Annotated in this window: 17 protein-coding genes; 8 read left to right on the top strand and 9 right to left on the bottom strand. The window is 67.8% G+C overall.

Annotation, left to right across the window (positions count from 1 at the left end):
- Positions 1-73: 73 nt before the first annotated feature.
- A complete protein-coding gene (gene hflX, locus LAQ73_RS15620; RefSeq protein WP_317988514.1) occupies positions 74-1,360 on the top strand; it encodes a GTPase HflX in 1,287 nt (428 codons plus the stop codon).
- A gap of 91 nt (positions 1,361-1,451) precedes the next feature.
- Entirely contained in the window at positions 1,452-2,777 is a 1,326-nt protein-coding gene (locus LAQ73_RS15615) for a 5'-deoxyadenosine deaminase (RefSeq protein ID WP_224269182.1), read from the top strand.
- 179 nt (positions 2,778-2,956) lie between these two features.
- Here LAQ73_RS15615 and moaC read toward each other — a convergent pair whose 3' ends face one another.
- On the bottom strand, positions 2,957-3,592 hold the full coding sequence (gene moaC, locus LAQ73_RS15610; protein ID WP_317988513.1) for a cyclic pyranopterin monophosphate synthase MoaC: 636 nt from the start codon (positions 3,590-3,592) through the stop codon (positions 2,957-2,959).
- Positions 3,589-5,037 (bottom strand): NAD(P)H-hydrate dehydratase, encoded by a 1,449-nt coding sequence (locus LAQ73_RS15605; protein ID WP_224269181.1) that lies wholly within the window; start codon positions 5,035-5,037, stop codon positions 3,589-3,591. Before LAQ73_RS15605 ends, moaC begins: the two co-directional genes overlap by 4 nt.
- 302 nt (positions 5,038-5,339) lie before the next feature.
- On the opposite strand from LAQ73_RS15605, the gene LAQ73_RS15600 reads away from it, so the two are divergent.
- From LAQ73_RS15600 to LAQ73_RS15590, 3 genes are all read left to right on the top strand, one after another.
- Positions 5,340-5,945 carry an ArsR/SmtB family transcription factor gene (locus LAQ73_RS15600; protein ID WP_224269180.1) on the top strand — a complete coding sequence of 202 codons (606 nt, stop codon included), beginning with the start codon at positions 5,340-5,342 and terminating at the stop codon, positions 5,943-5,945.
- Between the two features lie 47 nt (positions 5,946-5,992).
- Positions 5,993-7,399, top strand: coding sequence for a S8 family serine peptidase (locus LAQ73_RS15595; protein ID WP_224269179.1), 1,407 nt, complete (start codon positions 5,993-5,995; stop codon positions 7,397-7,399).
- A gap of 154 nt (positions 7,400-7,553) precedes the next feature.
- Positions 7,554-9,935, top strand: a complete 2,382-nt coding sequence (locus LAQ73_RS15590) for an ATP-dependent DNA helicase (protein WP_224269178.1) — start codon at positions 7,554-7,556, stop codon at positions 9,933-9,935.
- A gap of 29 nt (positions 9,936-9,964) precedes the next feature.
- On the opposite strand, the gene LAQ73_RS15585 is transcribed toward LAQ73_RS15590, so the two are convergent.
- The 3 genes from LAQ73_RS15585 to LAQ73_RS15575 all read right to left on the bottom strand — a co-directional run bounded on the left by LAQ73_RS15585 (position 9,965) and on the right by LAQ73_RS15575 (position 12,184).
- Positions 9,965-10,150: a DUF7576 family protein gene (locus tag LAQ73_RS15585; protein ID WP_224269177.1), complete on the bottom strand. Its 186-nt coding sequence runs from the start codon at positions 10,148-10,150 to the stop codon at positions 9,965-9,967.
- Positions 10,151-10,243: 93 nt separating this feature from the next.
- Positions 10,244-11,611: a CRTAC1 family protein gene (locus LAQ73_RS15580; protein WP_224269176.1), complete on the bottom strand. Its 1,368-nt coding sequence runs from the start codon at positions 11,609-11,611 to the stop codon at positions 10,244-10,246.
- A gap of 126 nt (positions 11,612-11,737) precedes the next feature.
- Positions 11,738-12,184 (bottom strand): luciferase domain-containing protein, encoded by a 447-nt coding sequence (locus LAQ73_RS15575; protein WP_224269175.1) that lies wholly within the window; start codon positions 12,182-12,184, stop codon positions 11,738-11,740.
- Positions 12,185-12,460: 276 nt separating this feature from the next.
- Between LAQ73_RS15575 and LAQ73_RS15570 the strand changes: the two genes are divergently transcribed.
- Positions 12,461-12,679, top strand: a complete 219-nt coding sequence (locus LAQ73_RS15570) for a DUF7511 domain-containing protein (RefSeq protein ID WP_224269174.1) — start codon at positions 12,461-12,463, stop codon at positions 12,677-12,679.
- Here LAQ73_RS15570 and LAQ73_RS15565 read toward each other — a convergent pair.
- The 3 genes from LAQ73_RS15565 to LAQ73_RS15555 form a co-directional block, all read right to left on the bottom strand.
- Positions 12,676-14,481, bottom strand: a complete 1,806-nt coding sequence (locus tag LAQ73_RS15565) for a DNA mismatch repair protein (RefSeq protein ID WP_224269173.1) — start codon at positions 14,479-14,481, stop codon at positions 12,676-12,678. The two genes, LAQ73_RS15570 and LAQ73_RS15565, sit on opposite strands and share 4 nt — an antisense overlap.
- Before the next feature lie 58 nt (positions 14,482-14,539).
- Positions 14,540-14,779, bottom strand: a complete 240-nt coding sequence (locus LAQ73_RS15560; protein WP_224269172.1) for a UPF0058 family protein — start codon at positions 14,777-14,779, stop codon at positions 14,540-14,542.
- A 159-nt stretch (positions 14,780-14,938) separates the two neighbouring features.
- Positions 14,939-15,742 carry an N-acyl homoserine lactonase family protein gene (locus LAQ73_RS15555; protein ID WP_224269171.1) on the bottom strand — a complete coding sequence of 268 codons (804 nt, stop codon included), beginning with the start codon at positions 15,740-15,742 and terminating at the stop codon, positions 14,939-14,941.
- A gap of 85 nt (positions 15,743-15,827) precedes the next feature.
- Between LAQ73_RS15555 and LAQ73_RS15550 the strand changes: the two genes are divergently transcribed.
- Positions 15,828-16,166, top strand: coding sequence for a hypothetical protein (locus LAQ73_RS15550; protein ID WP_224269170.1), 339 nt, complete (start codon positions 15,828-15,830; stop codon positions 16,164-16,166).
- A 63-nt stretch (positions 16,167-16,229) separates the two neighbouring features.
- Complete coding sequence (locus LAQ73_RS15545) at positions 16,230-17,528, top strand: MFS transporter (RefSeq protein ID WP_224269169.1); 1,299 nt, start codon at positions 16,230-16,232, stop codon at positions 17,526-17,528.
- A 7-nt stretch (positions 17,529-17,535) separates the two neighbouring features.
- Here LAQ73_RS15545 and LAQ73_RS15540 read toward each other — a convergent pair whose 3' ends face one another.
- Entirely contained in the window at positions 17,536-18,729 is a 1,194-nt protein-coding gene (locus LAQ73_RS15540; protein WP_224269168.1) for a winged helix DNA-binding domain-containing protein, read from the bottom strand.
- Positions 18,730-18,899: the final 170 nt, after the last annotated feature.

Genomic DNA, 18,899 nt, shown 5'->3' with positions numbered 1-18,899 from the left:
AAAAGTGCGCACGACGTACACCCGACCATGCGAACCGAGGTGGAGAGCACCCATCCCTGAAGACGGGACCGCCGTGGTCGCAAAGCGCGTCGACTCCGGAAGCGCTGACCTCAGCGAGATAACGGAGCTGGCGCGCGCGGCCGGGTACACAGTGGTCGGTGAACTCACACAGGGCCGCGAGGAGGACCCCGCCTACGAGTTCGGCGAGGGGAAGGTCGACGAACTCGCGGCGCTAGTCCGCCGTAGCGGCGCCGATACGGTCATCGTCGACAACCGGTTGGGCCCGTATCAGACGTACAACATCGGTCAGAAACTTCCGGAGGGTGTCGAGGTCGTCGACCGGTTCACGCTCATCCTCGACATCTTCGGCCAGCGCGCGCAGACGCGTAAGGCTCAACTCCAGGTAGAACTCGCCGAACTCAGATACGAACTCCCGCGCGCTGAGGCGAAGGCGAGTCTCGCCAAGCGCGACGAGCGCCCCGGGTTCATGGGGCTCGGCGAGTACGACGAGAGCCGCGAGCAGGACATCAAAGCCCAGATAGCCAACATCAAGCGCGAACTGGACTCCATCGCCGACAAGGAGGAGACCCGGCGCGAACAGCGCCGCGAGTCCGGCTTCGATCTCGTCGCGCTCGCGGGCTATACCAACGCCGGAAAATCGACGCTGCTTCGACGACTGGCCGCCGAACTCGACGTCGAGGAGAACGAGGGCCTGCATCCCGACTTGGACGCGACCGCAGAGTCCGAAGACCGTCTGTTTACGACGCTCGGGACGACGACGCGCCGCGCCGAAACCGGAAAACGGAACGTCCTCCTCACTGACACCGTCGGATTCATCTCGAATCTCCCGCACTGGCTGGTCGAGTCGTTCAAGTCGACGCTCGACTCGGTGTACCGCGCCGACCTCGTGCTGTTGGTCGTCGACGCTTCCGAGTCCGTCGAGGAGATGCGCGAGAAACTCGTCACGAGCCACGATACGCTGTACGAACGCAACGAAGCGCCCATCGTAACGGTGCTAAACAAGACCGACCGCATCGACGACGACGAACTCGAAGAGAAGAAAGCGGCGCTGACCGCACTCGCGCCGAACCCCGTCGCCGTCTCCGGGAAGACCGGCGAGAACGTCGAAGAGCTGCAGGCGCGAATCGAAGCCGAACTCCCGCCGTGGGAGCGCGAACGGTTGATGATGCCGCTGGTCGAGGAGACGATGAGCGTCGTCTCGTGGATTCACGACCACGGCCACGTCGAGACCGAGGAGTACGACGACGACCACGTGCTCGTCGAGTTCGAGGCGCGACCCGCAATCGTCGAGCAGGCGCGGGCGAAAGCCGCGGACCTGACGGCCGTCGAGTCCGCCTGAACCACCCGTCGTTCGCGTTCGTCGCTCCGTCACGACTCGGCCGCCGAAGCGGAGCTTTATTGTCGCGGCTTCCCCTCGATTGTCGGGGACAATGCTACTCTCTGGAACCGTCGTCGCCGACGCGGAGACCGTCATCAAAGACGGAGCCGTCGTCATCGACGGCGACCGCATCACGGCCGTGGGCGAGCGGACGGAGCTCCTCGACCGCTACCCGGACCACGAGCGACGGTCGTACGACGTGCTGCTGCCGGGTCTCGTCGGCGGGCACGTCCACTCGGTGCAGTCGCTCGGTCGCGGTATCGCCGACGACACTTCGCTTCTGAACTGGCTGTTCGACCACGTCCTCCCGATGGAGGCGAACCTCGACGCCGGGGGGATGCGCACCGCCGCCGAACTCGGCTACCTCGAACTCATAGAGTCGGGAACGACGACGGCTATCGACCACCTCTCGGTCCGCCACGCCGAGGAAGCGTTCGAGGCCGCCGGCGAGATGGGTATCCGCGGCCGAATCGGCAAAGTACTCATGGACAAGGATTCGCCGTCGAGACTCGTCGAGGACACGCAGGCGGCCCTCGACGAGACGGAGCAACTCATCCGGAGATACCACGGTTCGTTCGGCGACCGCATCCGCTACGCGGTGACGCCGCGCTTCGCCGTCAGTTGCACCGAGGAGTGTCTCCGCGGCGCGCGCGAACTCGCCGACCGCTACGACGGCGTCCGCATCCACACTCACGCCAGCGAGAACCGGGACGAAATCGCCACCGTCGAGCGCGAGACGGGAGTGCGCAACATCGAGTGGCTCGACGAAGTCGGACTCACCGGAGAGGACGTCATCCTCGCGCACTGTGTCCACACCGACGAGTCCGAGCGCGAGATTCTCGAAGAGACGGGGACGCACGTCACCTACTGCCCCTCGTCGAACATGAAACTCGCCTCGGGCATCGCGCCCATCGTCGACTACCTCGACCGAGGAATCAACGTCGCACTCGGCAACGACGGCCCGCCGTGTAACAACACGCTCGACGCGTTCACCGAGATGCGGCAGGCGAGTCTACTCCAGAAGGTGCAGACGCTCAATCCGACGACCACGCCGGCGAAAGTCATCTTCGAGATGGCGACGCGAAACGGCGCGAGGGCCGCCGGCTTCGAGAGGGTTGGGAAACTAAAGTCGGGGTGGAAAGCGGACATCGTCGGACTCACGACGGACCTCACGCGCGCGACGCCGCTGCACGACGTGCTCTCGCACCTCGTCTTCTCGGCGCATGGCGACGACGTGCAGTTCACGATGGTCGACGGCGAAGTGCTTTACGAGGACGGCGAACACGTCCGCGTCGACGCCGACGAAATCAGAGCGAGAGCGAACGAGTACGACGTCACGACGGAGCGCCGCGAACACGAACACGAGCGTCCGGCGTAACCCTCGTTCTCTGACTGGTCGTCTCCAACCGCATCCCGTCCGAGCGTTTATCAACGAAAACGGGGCCATCCCTCGGCATGCGCTGACCAGTGCCGCGACTCGGGCGAGGCGGGTGTACGGCGACCCGGTCGCGGAGCGGTCGAGAGTACAGTGCGCCGTCTGTTCACCCTTCGACCTGGTTACTCCAGCGTCCGCTTCTCCTTCGAGACGACTTCGACGTCCCGAATCGACGTCCCGGGATACTGGCCGTCGTCGTCCTTCTCGGCGGCTTTCACCATGTCCCAGACGACGTTCAGGCCGGTCGTGACGCCTTCGAGCGCCTCCATCTCGCATCCGGTCTTCCCAGTGGTCTCGACGGCGACGGTCAACGCCACCCGGTCGTCGCGCACGTCGAACTCGGTGTCGACGTTCGTGATGGGAATTTGGTGGCACATCGGAATCGTCTCCCAGGTGTGTTTGACCGCCTGCACCGCGCCGACGCGGGCCGTCGCCAGCACGTCGCCCTTTTCGATCTCGTCACCGCGAATCGCTTCGATAGTCGACTCGCGCAGCCGAATCTCACCGCGTGCCTCCGCGCGGCGCGCGGTGTTCGGTTTCGCGCCGACGTCGACCATCTGGACGTTCCCAGCCTCGTCGGTGTGGGTCAGTTCGGAGCGACCGCGCTCGACGTCAGTACCGACAGTCACCTCAGCCTCGGTGTCGGTCTCGGTCTCGTCGTCGGTCTCGGTGTGGTCTGCGGGGTCGGCGTCCGCGTCGCCGGTCGCTGTTGACCCGGCGTGGTCGGCTGGACCGGCCGGTCGTCCTTCCTCGGTCATACTCCTTCAACCTCGCCGCCGCGATTCATCGCTTTCGGTAGTCGGTCGGAGAGGTCCGTCGCGACGAGGCCGTAGCCGCGCACCTCGGCAGCGATATCGCCGGCGCGCCCGTTGGCCCACGCGGCGACGCAGGCGGCGTCGAATGGGTCTTGGGTCGCCGCGAGCGCGCCCGTGATGCCGGCGAGCACGTCGCCGGTGCCGCCGACGGTCATCCCGGCGTTGCCGGTTCGACTCACTCGCGTCCGCTCGCCGTCGGATATCACGTCGTGCGCGCCCTTTACCAGAAGCGTCTGCCCGAGGTCGCCCGCGAACGCCTCGACCAACTCGGCGCGCTCCTCCCAGTCGTCGGCCGTCTCGCCGCCCATCTTCTGCAGCTCGCCCTGGTGCGGCGTACAGACGAGCGTCGCGTCGGTGTCGACCTCGGGAACGACCTGCAGGGCGTCGGCGTCGACGACGGCGGTTCCCTCGAACTCGGAGATGAACTGTCGAACGGCGTCGAGCGTCTCGTCAGCGCCGCCGAGCCCCGGACCGAGGACGACGGCGTCTTTGCTCTCGACGCGGGCGAGCAGTTCGTCGACGTGGTCGGGACGGATGTGGTCGCCGTCGAGACCGTGGACGATGAAGTTCTCGCTGTAGCCGCGGACCGAGTCGGCGACGTTCCGCGGGCACGCGACGTTGACGAGGTCTGCACCCGCCCGGAGCGCTGCGTGCGCCGACAGCGCGGGTGCACCGGAGAACGGTCCGCCACCGACGACGAGCACGTCGCCGTTGTCGCCCTTGTGGCTCTCGGGGTCGCGGACGATGACGTTCAGGTCACCGGGGCCGACGAACCGCTCTGCGGCCGCCGGAATCCCGATGTCGGCGACGGTGACGGTCGAGTCGAGGTCGTTGAGTCCGGGTTTGTCGTCGTGAAACGTCACCACGCGGTCGGCGTCGACGGCGACGCCCTCGGCCTCGCCGGTGTCGGCGTCGACGCCGGAGGGTACGTCGACGGCGAGTACCGTCGCGTCGGCGTCGTTTATCGCCCTCGCCGCGGACGCCTCCGGTTCTCGGAGTTCGCCCGTGACACCCGTCCCGAGCATCGCGTCGACGACGAGGTCCGGATCGCCGAGCCCCAGCGCCGTCGAGTCGGAGACGACGTTCGTGTCGTACTCGGCGTTCCGCAGTGCCTCCCAGTTCTCGCGGGCGATATCGGTCGAGATTGTCTCTGGGCGGCCGAGGAGGTGGACCGCCACGTCGTACGCCTTCAGAAATCGGGCGGCGACGAACGCGTCGCCGCCGTTGTTGCCGCGGCCGGCGACGATGGCCACTGCCGACTCCTCGCCGACGAGGGCGCGCACTTCGCGGGCGACGGCGTTACCGCTGGACTCCATCAACTGCTTCCGCGGGACGCCGAGCGCCTCCGCGTTCTCGTCGACGGCCGCCATCCGACGGGACGTTATCATACGGCGGTATTCGAAGTCGCGGGCGAAAAACGATAGGGTCGAACCGCCGTCGAGCGCTTCGGTGTCCGCTTTGGCAACGTTTGACCCGACGGCCGACAAAGCCGAGGCAGTGACACGCCGCCTCTTCGGAACCCTCTGCGGACTCGACCTCCTCGTTAGATTCGGACAGACGGCGTTCGCCCCGCTCGCCGACCCCCTGCAGGCGGCGTTCGGTTCGTGTTACTGACAATCGAGTGATTTGACCGGAACACGTAACCGAATCTGTCGAAGGGTTTACTAACCCGTCCATGGAATGAGAATCCATGTCAGGACTGCTCCCGTCGGACAGAGACGCAGAGCGGGAGACGCGAACTCCCCGCGTCCTGTGGCTCAACGACGACGACGCGGAGCAGCTACTCTCGTCGCTCTCCTCGGAGACCGCTCGGTTGATTCTCACAGAGCTGTACGAGCGCGATGCGACGGCTTCGGAGCTGTCCAACGCCGTCGACACGTCTCTGCAGAACGTCCGGCACCACCTCGGAAACTTACAGGACGCCGGGCTCGTCGAGATCGTCGACACCGAGTACTCCGTGAAGGGGCGCGAGATGAACGTCTACGCGCCCGTCGACAGCCCGCTTGTCGTCTGCGCCGGCCAAGAGGACGACCGTGCGTCGGTGCTCGACTCGCTGCGGAAGTTCGTCGGCGTCGCCGCGCTGTTGGCCGTCGGCGCGATGCTCGTCCAGTGGCTGTTCGGTGCAGCCGTCGCTGTCACCGACGTCGGCGGACCGGGAACGGCCCCGCGAGTCGGCGACAGCGTCGCCGACGGAGTCGCCCCGACTCTCGGTACACTGCCCCCCGGAGCCGCGTTTCTGGCCGGCGGTGCGCTCGTTCTCGCCGTAATGCTCGCGCTGGAGGTCGTCGACAGATGAGCCGCTCCGACGACCGTCACAGCGAGCGTGCACACGGTCTCTGACCGATGAGCCGACGTCTCGTCGCGTGTGTACTGGCCGTCTGCGTGCTCGTCACCGCGTCGAGCGCGCCACTGGCCGGGTCCATCGCCGCGGCGGTTCCGCTGCTGCCCGGAGAGGGTTCGGCGACGACGGCCCCGTTCGGACAGGTGAGCTGGACCGGCGGCCACATCGTCTCGACGGAGCGCGTCCACGAACGTGGTATCACCGGCGGCGGCGTCGCCGTCGGCGTCGTCGGGTCCTCGTTCGAACCGGAGGGGTCGTCCATTAGCGACCAAGTCGCCGGGCACCGGCGCGCGCCCGACGAGCGCGGGACCGGTGAGATGGCCGTCGGCCCGCAGCGGCGAGTCGACGGTCGACACGACACCGCCGTCGCCGCCGTCGTCGCCGAAACCGCCCCGGACGCCGACCTCTACCTCGCGGCCGTCGGAGACGACCCGACGCCCGAAGAGTACGAGCGGGCCATCGACTGGCTGGTAGCCAACGACGTGACCGTCGTCGTCGACGCCGGGAGCTACTTCGCCTCGAACCCGGAGACCAACGCACGAATCACCGCCGCGGCGGAACGCACCGCCGCCAACGGAACCACCTTCGTCACCTCGGCGGGTAACTACGCGAACAGCCAGTGGGTCGGCGGCGGGTCGGCCGACGGGTGGGTCGACTTCTCGAACGAGACGGAGGGCAACCGGCTGGCCGGCGGAGCGGTCACCGGCGGCGAGGTGTCGCTGCGCCTCTCGTGGAACACGTCCGACGACTACGACCTCTATCTGTACCGCGAACGCGCGAACGGCCCGGACCCCGTCGTCGCCAAATCCGTCCGCCGGCAGAACGACTCTGCGGAGGCGTGGGAAGCCATCGACGCCTCGGTGCCGCGCGGCCGGTACTACGTCGCCGTCGACGCGTACGACACGAATCGGACGACCACCGCCACCGGCGACGCGAACGAGAGTGCAAACCGGAGTACGAACGCAAGTGAGAGCCGCCTCCGCCTGCTGTCGAGTCGCCACTCGCTCGAACACGCTGTCTCGAACGAGAGCGTCGTCGCCCCGGCAACGGGTGAGGGGGTCGTCGCCGTCGGTGCCGTCGACACCGACAGCGGTCGAATCGCGCAGTACAGTTCGCAGAGCGACTCGCTCGTCGACGTCTGGGGGCCGGCGACCGTCCGAACCGAATCGGGAACGCTCGAAGGGACGTCCGCCGCCGCGCCGTACGTCGCCGGGACGGTGGCGCTCGTCGCCGCGACGTGCCCGGGTGACCATCGGTCCGACCAACTCGTCGAGCTGCTCCGAAGCTCCGCGACCGACGGCCGATACACGCCCGACTCGGTCGCCGTCGTCGAAGCGACAAGAGCGGTCGAAGCCGCGGAGCGACCCGGCCCCGACGGGAGTTCTTTCGAGTGTCACCCCGCCGAGTGACTCCGCGTCGGCGTCGGCACCGTCGCCTCCGTCGCCGCCGACGTCCACCTCGACTTTTTGTGCGAAGACGGGACCAGCCCGGCTCACCGTGTCGACACCGAACCCACAACCGTCCTCCGACACCGATAAGCGTCCGCCCCGGCGAGAGTCGGGCGTGACTTGGCGCGAGGTGTTCGGACACGACGAGCCGTATCCCGAGCAGGCCGACGGCATCGACACCGCCGTCGAGACGGCCGACGACGGCGGCTTCACCGTCATCGAGGGTGCCTGCGGGACTGGCAAGACGATGCTCGCGTTGACCGCCGGCATCGACCGGGTGCGCGACCCCGACTCGCCGTACGAGCGCGTCGTCGTCCTGACCAGCGTCAAACAGCAGCTCCGGCAGTTCGAAGACGACCTCTGGACCATCAACGCGAACCTCCCCGACGAGTGGCGACCGGTCTCGGGACTGACGCTCGTCGGCAAGTCCGACGTCTGCCCCTATAGCAGAGAACGCGTCGCGGGCGTCGACGACTCGAACGTCTACGAGCGCTGCGAAGGGCTCCGCGAACGGACCAGAAACCTCGCCAGCGAGAGCGGGCCGACCACCGCGTCGGCGTTGGCGGGCGAGGCGCGCCGCGCCCAGACCGGCCTCGCCGACACCGGCGCGAGTGGTCCCTCCTACCTCCAAACGGCGAGCGAGCCGACGCCGTATCTCCCCGAGATGCCGGAACACGGCGACACCGAGTTCTGTCCCTTCTACGCGCAGTTTCTCGACGACCTGCCCGAGGACGGCGACCCGGTCGAGGCGGTACCGTTCGACTTCGAGGACGCAGGAGTACTGGAACCGGCCGACCTCGTCTCGCTCTCGGCCGGCTTCGGCACCTGCCCGCACTCGACGATGGGCGCGGTGCTTCCCCACGTGGAGGTCGTCCTCGGCAACTACTACCACGCGTTCGACCCGACGACGGTGGCGACGTTTACGGGCACTCTAGTCGACGAGACGACGTTTCTCGTCTGCGACGAGGCGCACATGCTCGAACCGCGCGTCCGCGACCTCGTCAGTTCGGGCGTCGGCGACCGGAGCCTCCGCGACGCCGAGAACGAACTGACGCGCGTCATCCAACCCGTCGAGTTCGACGACGCGGGCAGGGAGACACGCGGGTCGACGGCCGACGCCGACCTCGTCCGCGGCGAACTGAAGAAGAGCGACGTGACCCTCCGCGAACTGAAGGAGACGCGTGAGTTCCTCCGCGACCTTCGCGAGGAACTCGACCGCCGCGTCGTCGCCCACCTCGACAGCGAGCTCCCGGATTGGAGAGCGGATCTCACGAGGCTCGACGACGCCGAAATCCCGCTCAGAGACCCCGAAGCGCCCGCGGTCGACGAGATAAGCGAGTGGGCCGAGGAGGCCAGCTACGACGGCGGGACGTGGGTCCGCGCCGAGACCGTCGGTGCCGTCGTCGGCCGCATCCTCAACTCGGCCGAGGAGGACGACAAGCGCCGGGCCGCGCCGGGCGTCGGTCGCGTGCTCGGCGAGTGGTATCGCTGCGACCACGAGCGCTACTTCCGCGAACTCGAACTGGAGCGGACGTGGGACGAGATGGAACCGCCGGACTCGTGGCGTCGCGCGTACAACGCGCGCCTCGCACTGTACAACTGCGTCCCCTCAGACGCCATCGGTGACCGGCTCGCGGAGTTCGGCGGCGGTGTCCTGATGAGCGCCACGCTCGCACCGATGGATATCTTCCGGACCGTCTCCGGCCTCGACGCGCTCGCCGAATCGGGTCGCCCGGTCGAAGAGCGGACCTACGGGCTGACGTTCCCCGAGGAGAACCGCGCGAGTTTCGCCGTCGACGCGCCGAAGTTCACCTACGCGAACCGCGGCGCGCCCGACGAGGAGAACCCGACGCGGCAGGCGTACGAGGACGCCGTCTCGGAAGTTGCGCAATCGCCGGGCAACGTCCTCGTCGGGATGCCGAGTTACGGCGAGGCCGAGTGGATGGCCGGGGTGCTCGAACGCCGCGTCGACAAACCCGTTCTCCTCGACGAATCGAGCGACGACGGAACGACCGAGTCGTTGAAGGCGGAGTTCTTCGGCGGCGAGGGGAAGGTGCTCGTCACGAGCCTCCGCGGAACCTTGACCGAGGGCGTCGACTACCGCGGAGATCGCCTCTCGGCGGCGGTCGTCTGCGGCGTCCCGCTCGTCAACACGTCGAGTCCGCGGACGAAGGCGGTGAAGACGGCGTACGACCGCGAGTTCGGAGACGTTCCCGCGGACGAAGCGAGTGGTGGCACGCGAGGCGCGTCGACGTCCCGCTCTGGGTTCGAGACGGCGCTGACGGTGCCGGCGGTCAGAAAGGCGCGGCAGGCGATCGGCCGCGTCATCCGCGGCGACGACGAGGTCGGGGTACGCGTCTTCGTCGACGCCCGCTACGCTCGCGAGTCGTGGAACGGCGTACGCGAATACTTCCCCGAGTACGAACGCGAGGAGTTCCAGCCGGTGAGTCCGGACATGCTCGGGTTCGGATTGGAGCGGTTCTGGTCGGGTCGGTGAGCCGTCTGCGGTGAGTCGCTGCGCCCTCCTCAGTCCGCGTCGTATCCTTCGCGGCAGTCGTCGTCGCAGAAGTGTCGATGCTGGACGGCCCCGTCCTCGACCCACGTGACGACGCGATGCGTCGGCGACTGGACGATCTTCTCGCCACAGGTGGCACACTCGGGGGCGTTCTCCTCGTCTACGTCGTCGCCGAGCGACGAAGTGGGGTCGACCATGTCGTCGGTGTTGGTATCGGGGGCACTTTACTGCTGTCTCAGTTGCTCGTTTTGCCGAGGTGGAGGGCGACCCCGCGAATCCGACCCTCCGGCTCACCCGCCGGAGGGATGTACGACCGTCTGCTCGGTTCGCGGCACGGGGTCGTCGTCGACGCGGACTCGGCCGTCCGGCCACCGCGTGACGAGACGTGTCGGCGTCGCGTCGCCGAGACCGAAGTGCGCGACGGGTTCGGACTGGCTGTGTCCGCCGCTGCCGGCGTCGACGAGTCGTGACTGGACGCCGTCGGTCGTCTCCAGCGTGACGCTCGCGCCGCGGGCGGGCGCGCCCGCCTCGGTGAGCGGTCGGATTCTGAGCCAGCCGTTGTCGTTCGGCGCGCGGAAAATCGACAGCGGTTGCGCTCCCGCTTCGCCGTGGACGACGAGCAGTTCGAGCGTCCCGTCGCCGTCGAAGTCCGCGACGGTGACGCTCGTGCCCAGTCCGCGCGGTTCGAGCGCCTCGCCCGCGCTCACCCGTCGCCACGTGCCGTCCGACCGCGTGAACACGCGGTTCGGCGCGCCGAGGGCGTTGACGAACAGTTCGAGCGCCCCGTCGTTGTCGAAGTCGGCGGTGACGACCGAACGCGTACGCGTCGGCTGGGCGAGTTCGGGCGGCGCGACGTCGCGGAACCGGGAACCGGTCCGCGCGAACAGCCGCGTCGGACCCTCCCAGTTGCCGCAGACGAACTCCCCGGTTGGTTCCGCGCCGGTCCCGACGAACGAGACAGAGCGGGCGTCGCAGGCGGTGTCGACGACGCCGCTTCCGGCGGCGACGTCGGTGAACTGACCGCCGTCGTTTCGCAGGAGTCGGTTCGGACCGCGCTCGGTCGCCGCGAACACGTCCATCCGCTCGGTGACGAGCGGGCCGCTCGCGAGCGCGCGAACGTCCGCTTCGACGTCCAGGCCGACCGACTCCGCCATGTCGGTCACTTCCCCGTCGTCGCCGAGTTCGTAACAGCGCATCGGCGACCCGTCGCCCGCGACGAGTATCCCGTAGCGGCCGGTGCCGTGGCGGTCGACGGCCGCGACCGACCAGCCGTCGCGTCGGTTGCTCCGCCCGGCGTTGACCTCCAGCGAGAACGCATCTATCCACTCGGTGCCGTCGCAGTCGTAGAGGCGGTCGACCGCGCCACTCATCCGGCCGTAGCCGCCGGCGTTCTGGACGTACACCTCCTCTCGGCCGTCGCCGTCCACGTCGGCGGCGGCGACGGCGATTCCGCGCCGCCGTTTGTCGGCGATGATGCCGGTGGCGATGTCGACGAGCGCGCCGTCGGCTCCCTCGCGCTCGTTCCACCTGAGCAGTCTGTTCGCGCCGCTGCTGGAGGTGACGTAGGTGAGCGGCCCCCGCGGTCCGACCGTGACCGCAGCGCCGTACCCCTTGAACGAGGGGTTGGTAGCGATCAGGTCGGAGCGCTCCTGAAACACATCCGTTTCAGTGGGTCCGGCTATAAGAGTGACCGGTCTCGGGGCGTCGTCGTCAGGTTGAAACTCGTCGCCGTGTCCGGTCCTCGGACCGCCGCCGACGGCGAGGAGAGCGGCGCAGGGGTCGAGTCACCGAAGCACGCCGCCGAAGATGTCTCGCACGCGTGAGCTCAGTTCCATCGCGTCGAGTTCCGCCGCGACGTCGACGTCGCCGAACGTTTCGGCGAACTCAGGCCGCTGCCGCAGCGTTGCCACGTGGTAGAGATACGAGAGTCGCAGGAGCCAGCGCGCGGCGTCGACGTCCGCGTCGGTCCGAATCCGAAACGTCGTCCACCCGGAGTCGGGGACGACGTGGTGGTCGCCCGTCCGACCGTCCTCGACGAGGGCGTCGCGGAGGCGTTTGGGGTAGTTGATGTCGAGAATGCCGAAGCGGTGGACGTGACCGACTTCGCGCGGGCCGAGGCTGAACTCGCTGCCGTCGAAGCGGTGCGGGGCGACTTCGATGCCGGGCCACGTCGCGGCGTCGGCGGTGAGACGGTCGACGAGCCGTTCGCGGGTGGGTGTGGTCGAACTCATAGCGTCGGTACGTCGGCTACCGAGATAACGGATGCCCGGCGTGATACCATCCGGCAGGGGACGCGAGTCGAGTATCGACTTCCGGGCGGAGATATAGAGTCAGCATCAGAAGATGAGGGTGCTGCACTCCGTCGACGGCTGAATCGTCGGATTTTCACCCTGTGAGAACCGCTCCGGGAATCTCACCACCGATATTGCTCGCTATAGAGTGGTCTTAGCAGCGGTTATGTACTCGACTGTGGGATTTCTTCTCACCCGGTAACGGGGCAACTCTCCATGAGCCTGAACAAGAGCGACAACCGGTCCGACGTTCCCGCCGCGCACGACTACCAGATAGACGGTCGCGCGTTCGACCTCCACAGCGTCACCGTCCGGTACGAGCGCGACCCCGACCGCTGTACCATCTACCCCCGTGACACGCCCGCCGAAGAACGGATGACCGTCTGGCTCACCGCAGACCTCGACGCGTTCGTCGGTCTCGAAGAGATGCGCTAGTCCGTCGTTTCGCCGCGCCAGCGGGCGTCCGACAGCGTCTGTTGCACCGCCTCCTCGCCGACGGCCGCCGCGAGCGTCTGAAAGCCCTGTCGTTCGACGTGGTTTCTCGCGTTCGCCACGAGTCGTGAGACGATGAACTCCGGCGTCGACTTGCCAATGGTGCCGAACCGCGGTTGGTAGTCGACGCGGAGCGCCAACTCGGGAGTCAGTCCCTCCGCGAAGATGCCGTCGATGCGCGCCGCCGCCGGCAGCGGACTCAGGTCCTCGGCGAGGTGAGTGACGTAGACGCCGACGGCGTTTCGGTCGACGGTCAGGCCGACGAGACCGCCGAGCAAATCGGCCGCCCGCCCGGGTTCGGTGATGGCCTCGAACTCGTCGACGAGCATCAGCGTCCGACCCTCGCCCGACAGCGGCGGGACGATAGATTTCAGCGTCGATTCCAGCACCCCGGCGTTGAAACTCGCGTGCCGACGGTGGAACACGACGGTGTCGAAGTCGCCGACCTGCGCGCGGCCCGCCGGAACGGGCAGGCCCATCGCGGCCAGAAGCGCGACCTGACACAGCGTTTCTAAGAGCGTCGTCTTCCCGCCGGAGTTCGCGCCCGTCAGGACGGTCACGCGCTCGTCGGCGGGCGGTTGCGGGTCCGCAGAGAGCGTGTGGTGACCGACGGCGTAGGTGACAGGTTGGACGTCGCCGTCCAAGAAGAGATGTCGCGCGTCGACGGCGGCGACACCGAAGGGGCCGTCGCCGCCGCCCAACTCGGGTCGAACGAGGTCGTAGGCGTCCGCAAACTGGGCCAACGAGAGCGCGAAGGCGCTGTCCTCGACCGCTTCGACGGCCGCGTCGATGTCGTCGCGGGCGGCTTCGATGGTCTCGCGGAGGTCTGCGGCGACGACTTCCTCGCGTTCGGCGACCCGCTCGCCGAGGTCTGCGGCGAGCGTCCGGAGCGTGGTGCTGACGAAGTCCGCGGCGTCGACGGGGTCGTCGGCCGCCGCGCCGAGCACGTCCTCGCGCGAGAGCTCCGTCTCGGCGGCGACGTAGTCGGCCACCGCGTGTTCGAAGTCGTCGAGGTTGCGCGCGCCCGCCTCCCGCACCGTCTCCAGGAGGTCGAACGCGCCGGATTCGAGGCGCTCGGCGGCTTCCAGTCGGTCGCGGAGACGGTCAAGTTTCTCGTCTGCGCCCGACAGTACCTCGTCGCCGTCGACGGACTTCGTTCGTCGGCCAGACGAACCTCGTTCGTCGCTGTCGACGTAGCCGAGCGCGCCGACGGCCTCCGAGAGCGCCCCCTCGTCGGTGTCGGCCAGCGGCGCGAACGGTCCCGCGTCGAGGCCGATGTCGCGCAAGGTGAGCGCGGTTTCGACGGCGGCGCGCTCGGTTCCGCCAGCCTCGTCGTAGGCGGTGAAGGCGTCGAGCACACGCTCGCGGGCGTCATCGTCCAACCCGGCCCACATCTCCCGGGCGGCTTCGATCTCGTCGAGTCGCGCTTCGCGCTCGGCTCTCGCCGGGAGCGGCGTGAGCACGCGGATTCGGTCGCCGGCGTGGCGCGTCACAGCGTGTTCGCCCGCCAGCGAGAGCAGTTCGTCGTAGACCGAGCGCGCGTCTCTCGTCCCGAGCGTCGCCATCCCGGCGTCGCCGTTGGCGCGGCGGAGGATGCGCGTCGCGCGGCCGGCGGGGATGCCCGCCTCGGTCAGCGCCCGCACGTCGGCGGATTCGATGGCTTCGACAGCGGCGGCGACGCCCAGTGTCTCTTGGAGTCGCTCGCTCGTCTTCGGCCCAACTCCCCAGTACTCCTGCAGTCGCATGGTCGTCGCTGACACGGACGCGTCTTAGTGGTTACTCGTTCGGCGCCGCAGGAGGAGCTCAGTCGAATGTGGCGGTCGACCGCGTCGCGGTGTCCGGCCTCGACTGCGAGGCGAGGATGTGAGCCAGCGTCATCACTGCCTCTTCGTGGTCGGCCCGCGAGGCCTGCAGCGACATCGGCGTCACGCCGAGTTTTCGGTACGGTTCGAAGTCCGCCCGCGCCGCGACACCGCGGCGGATGTACTCTTGACCGAGGAGGACGAGCAGGGAGTGATACTGGACGAGTTCCTGCTTTTTCATTGCGAGCCTCCTTAGGGCCGAAGCCGGGTAAGCGACACGGTGAGGCGAGTCCGCGGACTATTCAGCTCGCTGCTGTTGGACATCTACAAAGCTTTCTGGATAGATATCTAGACATCGGATTGGAGAGCCGATTTCGTCGAGTCGGTTGCCGAATCGAGTTCACCGGTTCCACCCGCCGTCGAACGACTCGAACCGTTCGAGGTCGTGGCCGTACAGCACGTCCGCATCGTGGCGTCGCTGGAGCTCCTTGAGGAGCTGGAGGCTGTCGAACCAGTCGCGGTCGCTCCACAGCAGGCCGGGCCCGAGCGGCACCTCGTCGGTGTAGTTGGCGTCGACGTAGCACTCGTCGCCCGCGACGAGCACGGTTTCGTCCGGGAGTTCGATTTTCGCGCCCATCACGCCGGGGGTGTGACCCGGCAGATGGAGAAGCTCGAACCCCTCGGACAAGGTGGTACGGTGGCGGTGAACTATCTCCCAGTTCAGGTCGTGGTCGAAGTCCGAGGCGAGGTACGCGATGGAGCCTTCCATCGTCTTCGCGCTGTAGTAGGCGAACTTGAGCTCCTCCTCGTGGACGTAGACGGGGACGTCCGCGTCGGCGAAGTGGTAGAGGCCGCCCGCGTGGTCGAGGTGGAGATGACTCATCACGACGGCGTCGATGTCCGAGAGCTCGTAGCCGGCGGCATCGAGGTCGGATTCGAGGTCGTGGTCGGCGGCGTCGTAGTGCTCGAACGCGCCGTACAGCGATGCGGGCCAGTAGCCGTCGGCCGCCTCCGGGTGCGACCCGGTGTCCCACAGCACCGTCGCCTCGGGGTGGTCGACGACGGCGCTCCAGACGACGAACTCCGCGATCTCGTGGTCGGGGTCGGGGTCGTCGGCGCTGGCCATCGCGTAGCCGTCGACGACGTAGTTCAGGTCCGCGCGGACGCGTCCCCGGTCGAGCAGGTGGATGCTGCAATCAACCATACTCCGTCTATGGCCGGCCCGGCGATAACTGTTCAGCACGCCGAGAGATGCGACGAGCAAAGCCCTCACGCGTCGAAGAATCGGTATGGACGAACCGACCATCGCGGAGGGGTGGCCCGACCGACCGCTGACCGGCGAGGAAACCCGTGACCTGCTGGACGAGGAAGTGACCGCCGTCCACGTGATGGACCACGACCCGGCGACGCGCGGCGTGATTCTCAGCGACGACGACCCCGGTCCGGACGAGGCCATCATCGAACTCGTCCTCGAAACCGACGACGAGTACCGGATGTACAGCTACACCCGCGACAACGACGGCGCGCGCTGGATGGAGTACGGAACGGAACAGAAGGGAACCGAGGGAGACGAGCAGATGCGGACGACGCTCGATAGCTACCGCGTGTTCGCGTCGAAAGACACGTAGCGAATCGCGGAAACGCGGGCCGCCACCGAACCGTTCAGGAGGGCTGCCGGAGAACCGCTCCCCGTGCGAACTCCCTCGCTGGACGCCCTGCGCGGCTTTCGTCGGCCCGTCTACCTCGTCGCGCTCGGCCAACTCGTCAACCTGTTCGGCTCCGGCCTCGTCTACCCGTTTGCGACGGTTCACTTCCACCTCGAAGTCGGTATCTCGCTCGGCGTCGTCGGCTTCGGTCTACTTCTCAACAACGTCGCCACCGCCGTCGGGACGGCCGTCGGCGGGTTCGCCGCCGACCGAGTCGGCCGAAAGCCGGTGATGGTGACGAGCATGGCGCTGTCGACGGCGACGCTCGCCGCCTACGCCGCGGTGACCGATGCAACTGGGTTCGTCGCCGTCGCGTCCGCCGCCGGTCTGACGCTGGGGCTGTTCCCGCCCGCGAGTCAGGCGATGATCGCCGACCTGACCGACGGCAGCGAGCGCGACCGGGCGTTTGCGCTACTCAAAGTCGCCAACAACGCCGGGTTCGGTCTCGGATTCGTCGCCGGCGGCGTCCTCTACAGCATCGCGCAGTTGGCCGTCTTCGTCGCCGACGGCCTCACCTGCGGCGTCGTCGCCGTGTTACTCTGGGCGACGCTCCCACGGATGCGGCGCGGCGACGCCGGCTCAGAAGCCGCGGCGGACGCCAAATCCTCACTCGTCACGGCGCTCTCCGACTGGCGGCGCGCCGTCACCAGACCGCGAATCGTCTCTCTCGCCCTGCTCAACGTCGGCTTCGCGGTGATGTACGCGCAGATGCAGGCGACGGTCCCGGTCGTCGCCACCGAGACGCTCGGCCTCTCGTCGGCCGAACTGGGCACGCTCTACGTCCTCAACCCGGTCGTCATCGTCACGCTCCAGCTGCCGTTGGTCGCCGCAATCGGGGAGTGGCGGCGCACGCGTGGCCTCGTCGTCTCGGCGGGCTTCTGGGCGGCGGCGATGCTCGCCATCTGGGTCGTTGCGCTCGGTCCCGTCGTCGGCGTGTCGGTTCCCGTCGCCGTCGGCGTCGCGTTCGTCGGCGCGTTTCTCGTGCTCCGGACGCTCGGCGAGATTTTACACTCGCCGCTCGTCTCCTCGCTCGCCAGCGACATCTCTCCCGAGGCCGAGCGCGGGTCCGGACTGTCGCTCGTCGAGATCGCCAAGCGTCTGGGCTTCGGTATCGGCGCGGCGCTCGGCGGCGCGTTCTTCGATTTCGGTATCGGATTTTGGCTCTGGCCGACGCTCGCGTTCGGTTGTGTGGGTCTCGCGGCGGGCGTGCTGGCGCTGGAGCGCCGCGTGACGCCCGCCGAGAACGGAGCGAGCGCGTCGAGAACGACAGCGACGGCAGAGTAGCGTCCGGTCAGTCGGCGAATCGGAGTTCGACGTCGGTGTCGAAGAACTCCCCGATAGCCTCGACTTCGTCTCGGAGCGGCGCTTCGAGTTCGGGGGCGAGCCGCTCGAAGGGGTCGACGACGACTGCCGTCGTCGCTCGGGCGCGGTCGAGACGCCACGTCCCAGTCACTTCGCCGTCGGCGACGAGCGTCGGGCGGATGATTCCGGAACCCGGCCAGACCTGCGACTCGTACCCCCGCGGGATTGGCCGGGCCTCCTTCTCGTAGCCGAGCAAGAGAGAGTCGTAGCCGGGAAGCAACCGAACGCGGTCGGCCGCTTCGACCGTCGATTCCGCCCTCGATTCCATCGCCGACTCGTACGCTTCGAGGTCTTCGGTGAGCATCGCCGCGTCGCGGCCGTCGACGACGACTTCGGTCGTCTCGTCGGCGACGAGTCCCCACGCGAGCTTCACGTCGCGCACGTACAACCCCGACCACGCCGCGAAGTCGTCCACGGAGGCGGGTTGAAACGCCCGTAAGTAGCGACGAGCGAGGTCGACGAGTGCGGTCTGTCTGTCCGGCGATTCGTCGACCGACACCCACTCGTCGAGCAGATCGTAGGCCATCTGTCCCTCCTTGGGCGCGACTTCGCAGGCGATACCGAGCAACGCGGCGCGGCGAACGAGAAAGTACGGTGCCTGACTCGATGGGTCCACGTCGACGCCGCCCCGCTGGAGTCGCGTCGCGAGTTCCTCGCGGGTCAGCGGTCCGTCCTCGCCGAGCGCTGTGCGAATCTGTTCCATCGCCCGGTCGATGTCGGTGTCGCCGAGACCCATCGCTTCGAGGCGCTTCGGCTCCGGCCCGCGCGACGCGAACGTCTCACCGAACAGCGAGAGCAACAGGGGGAGGTCGGCAGTGGCGACGAGGTGGAGCGTCCCGCGCATACACCAGGTTCTGACGACCGACCGGTCCTCGTACAGTGCTCGTTCGAGGTCCGCCTCGGTCAGCGTCCGACTTCGGGCGCGGACGCCGAGCGCGGCCGCTCGTTTCTCTTGGGCTTGGACGCCGCAGACCGACGAGAGCAGCTCCGAAGGGGAACTTTCGTCGTCGGTACGCGGTGTCAGTCGTTGCGAGCGGAGGCGGTAACGGGCGGCGTCAGTGGGGGTGAGTTCGAGCGGCACTGTAAGTTCCTTCGCCGAATCCTCCCGTGGCTTCAGCGTCACGAGATGTCCGACGGGGGCGGGGACAACGCGGACGCGACTAAGCGTTTTGTCGTGTTCGTTGGTAGGTAATTTACGACCTCACCCGCGTCTCGACGAGTCGATTGCGAATGCGCAGTCGGAGGTGAATGTAGCGTTGGTGTCCGGTAGCTCGGGTATTCAGACACGCGTTT

The sequence above is a fragment of the Haloprofundus salinisoli genome (genome assembly GCF_020097815.1).
GTDB lineage: Archaea > Halobacteriota > Halobacteria > Halobacteriales > Haloferacaceae > Haloprofundus > Haloprofundus salinisoli.
The sequence above is the reverse complement of the archived record's forward strand: the minus strand, read 5'-3'. Positions and strand labels throughout refer to the sequence as shown.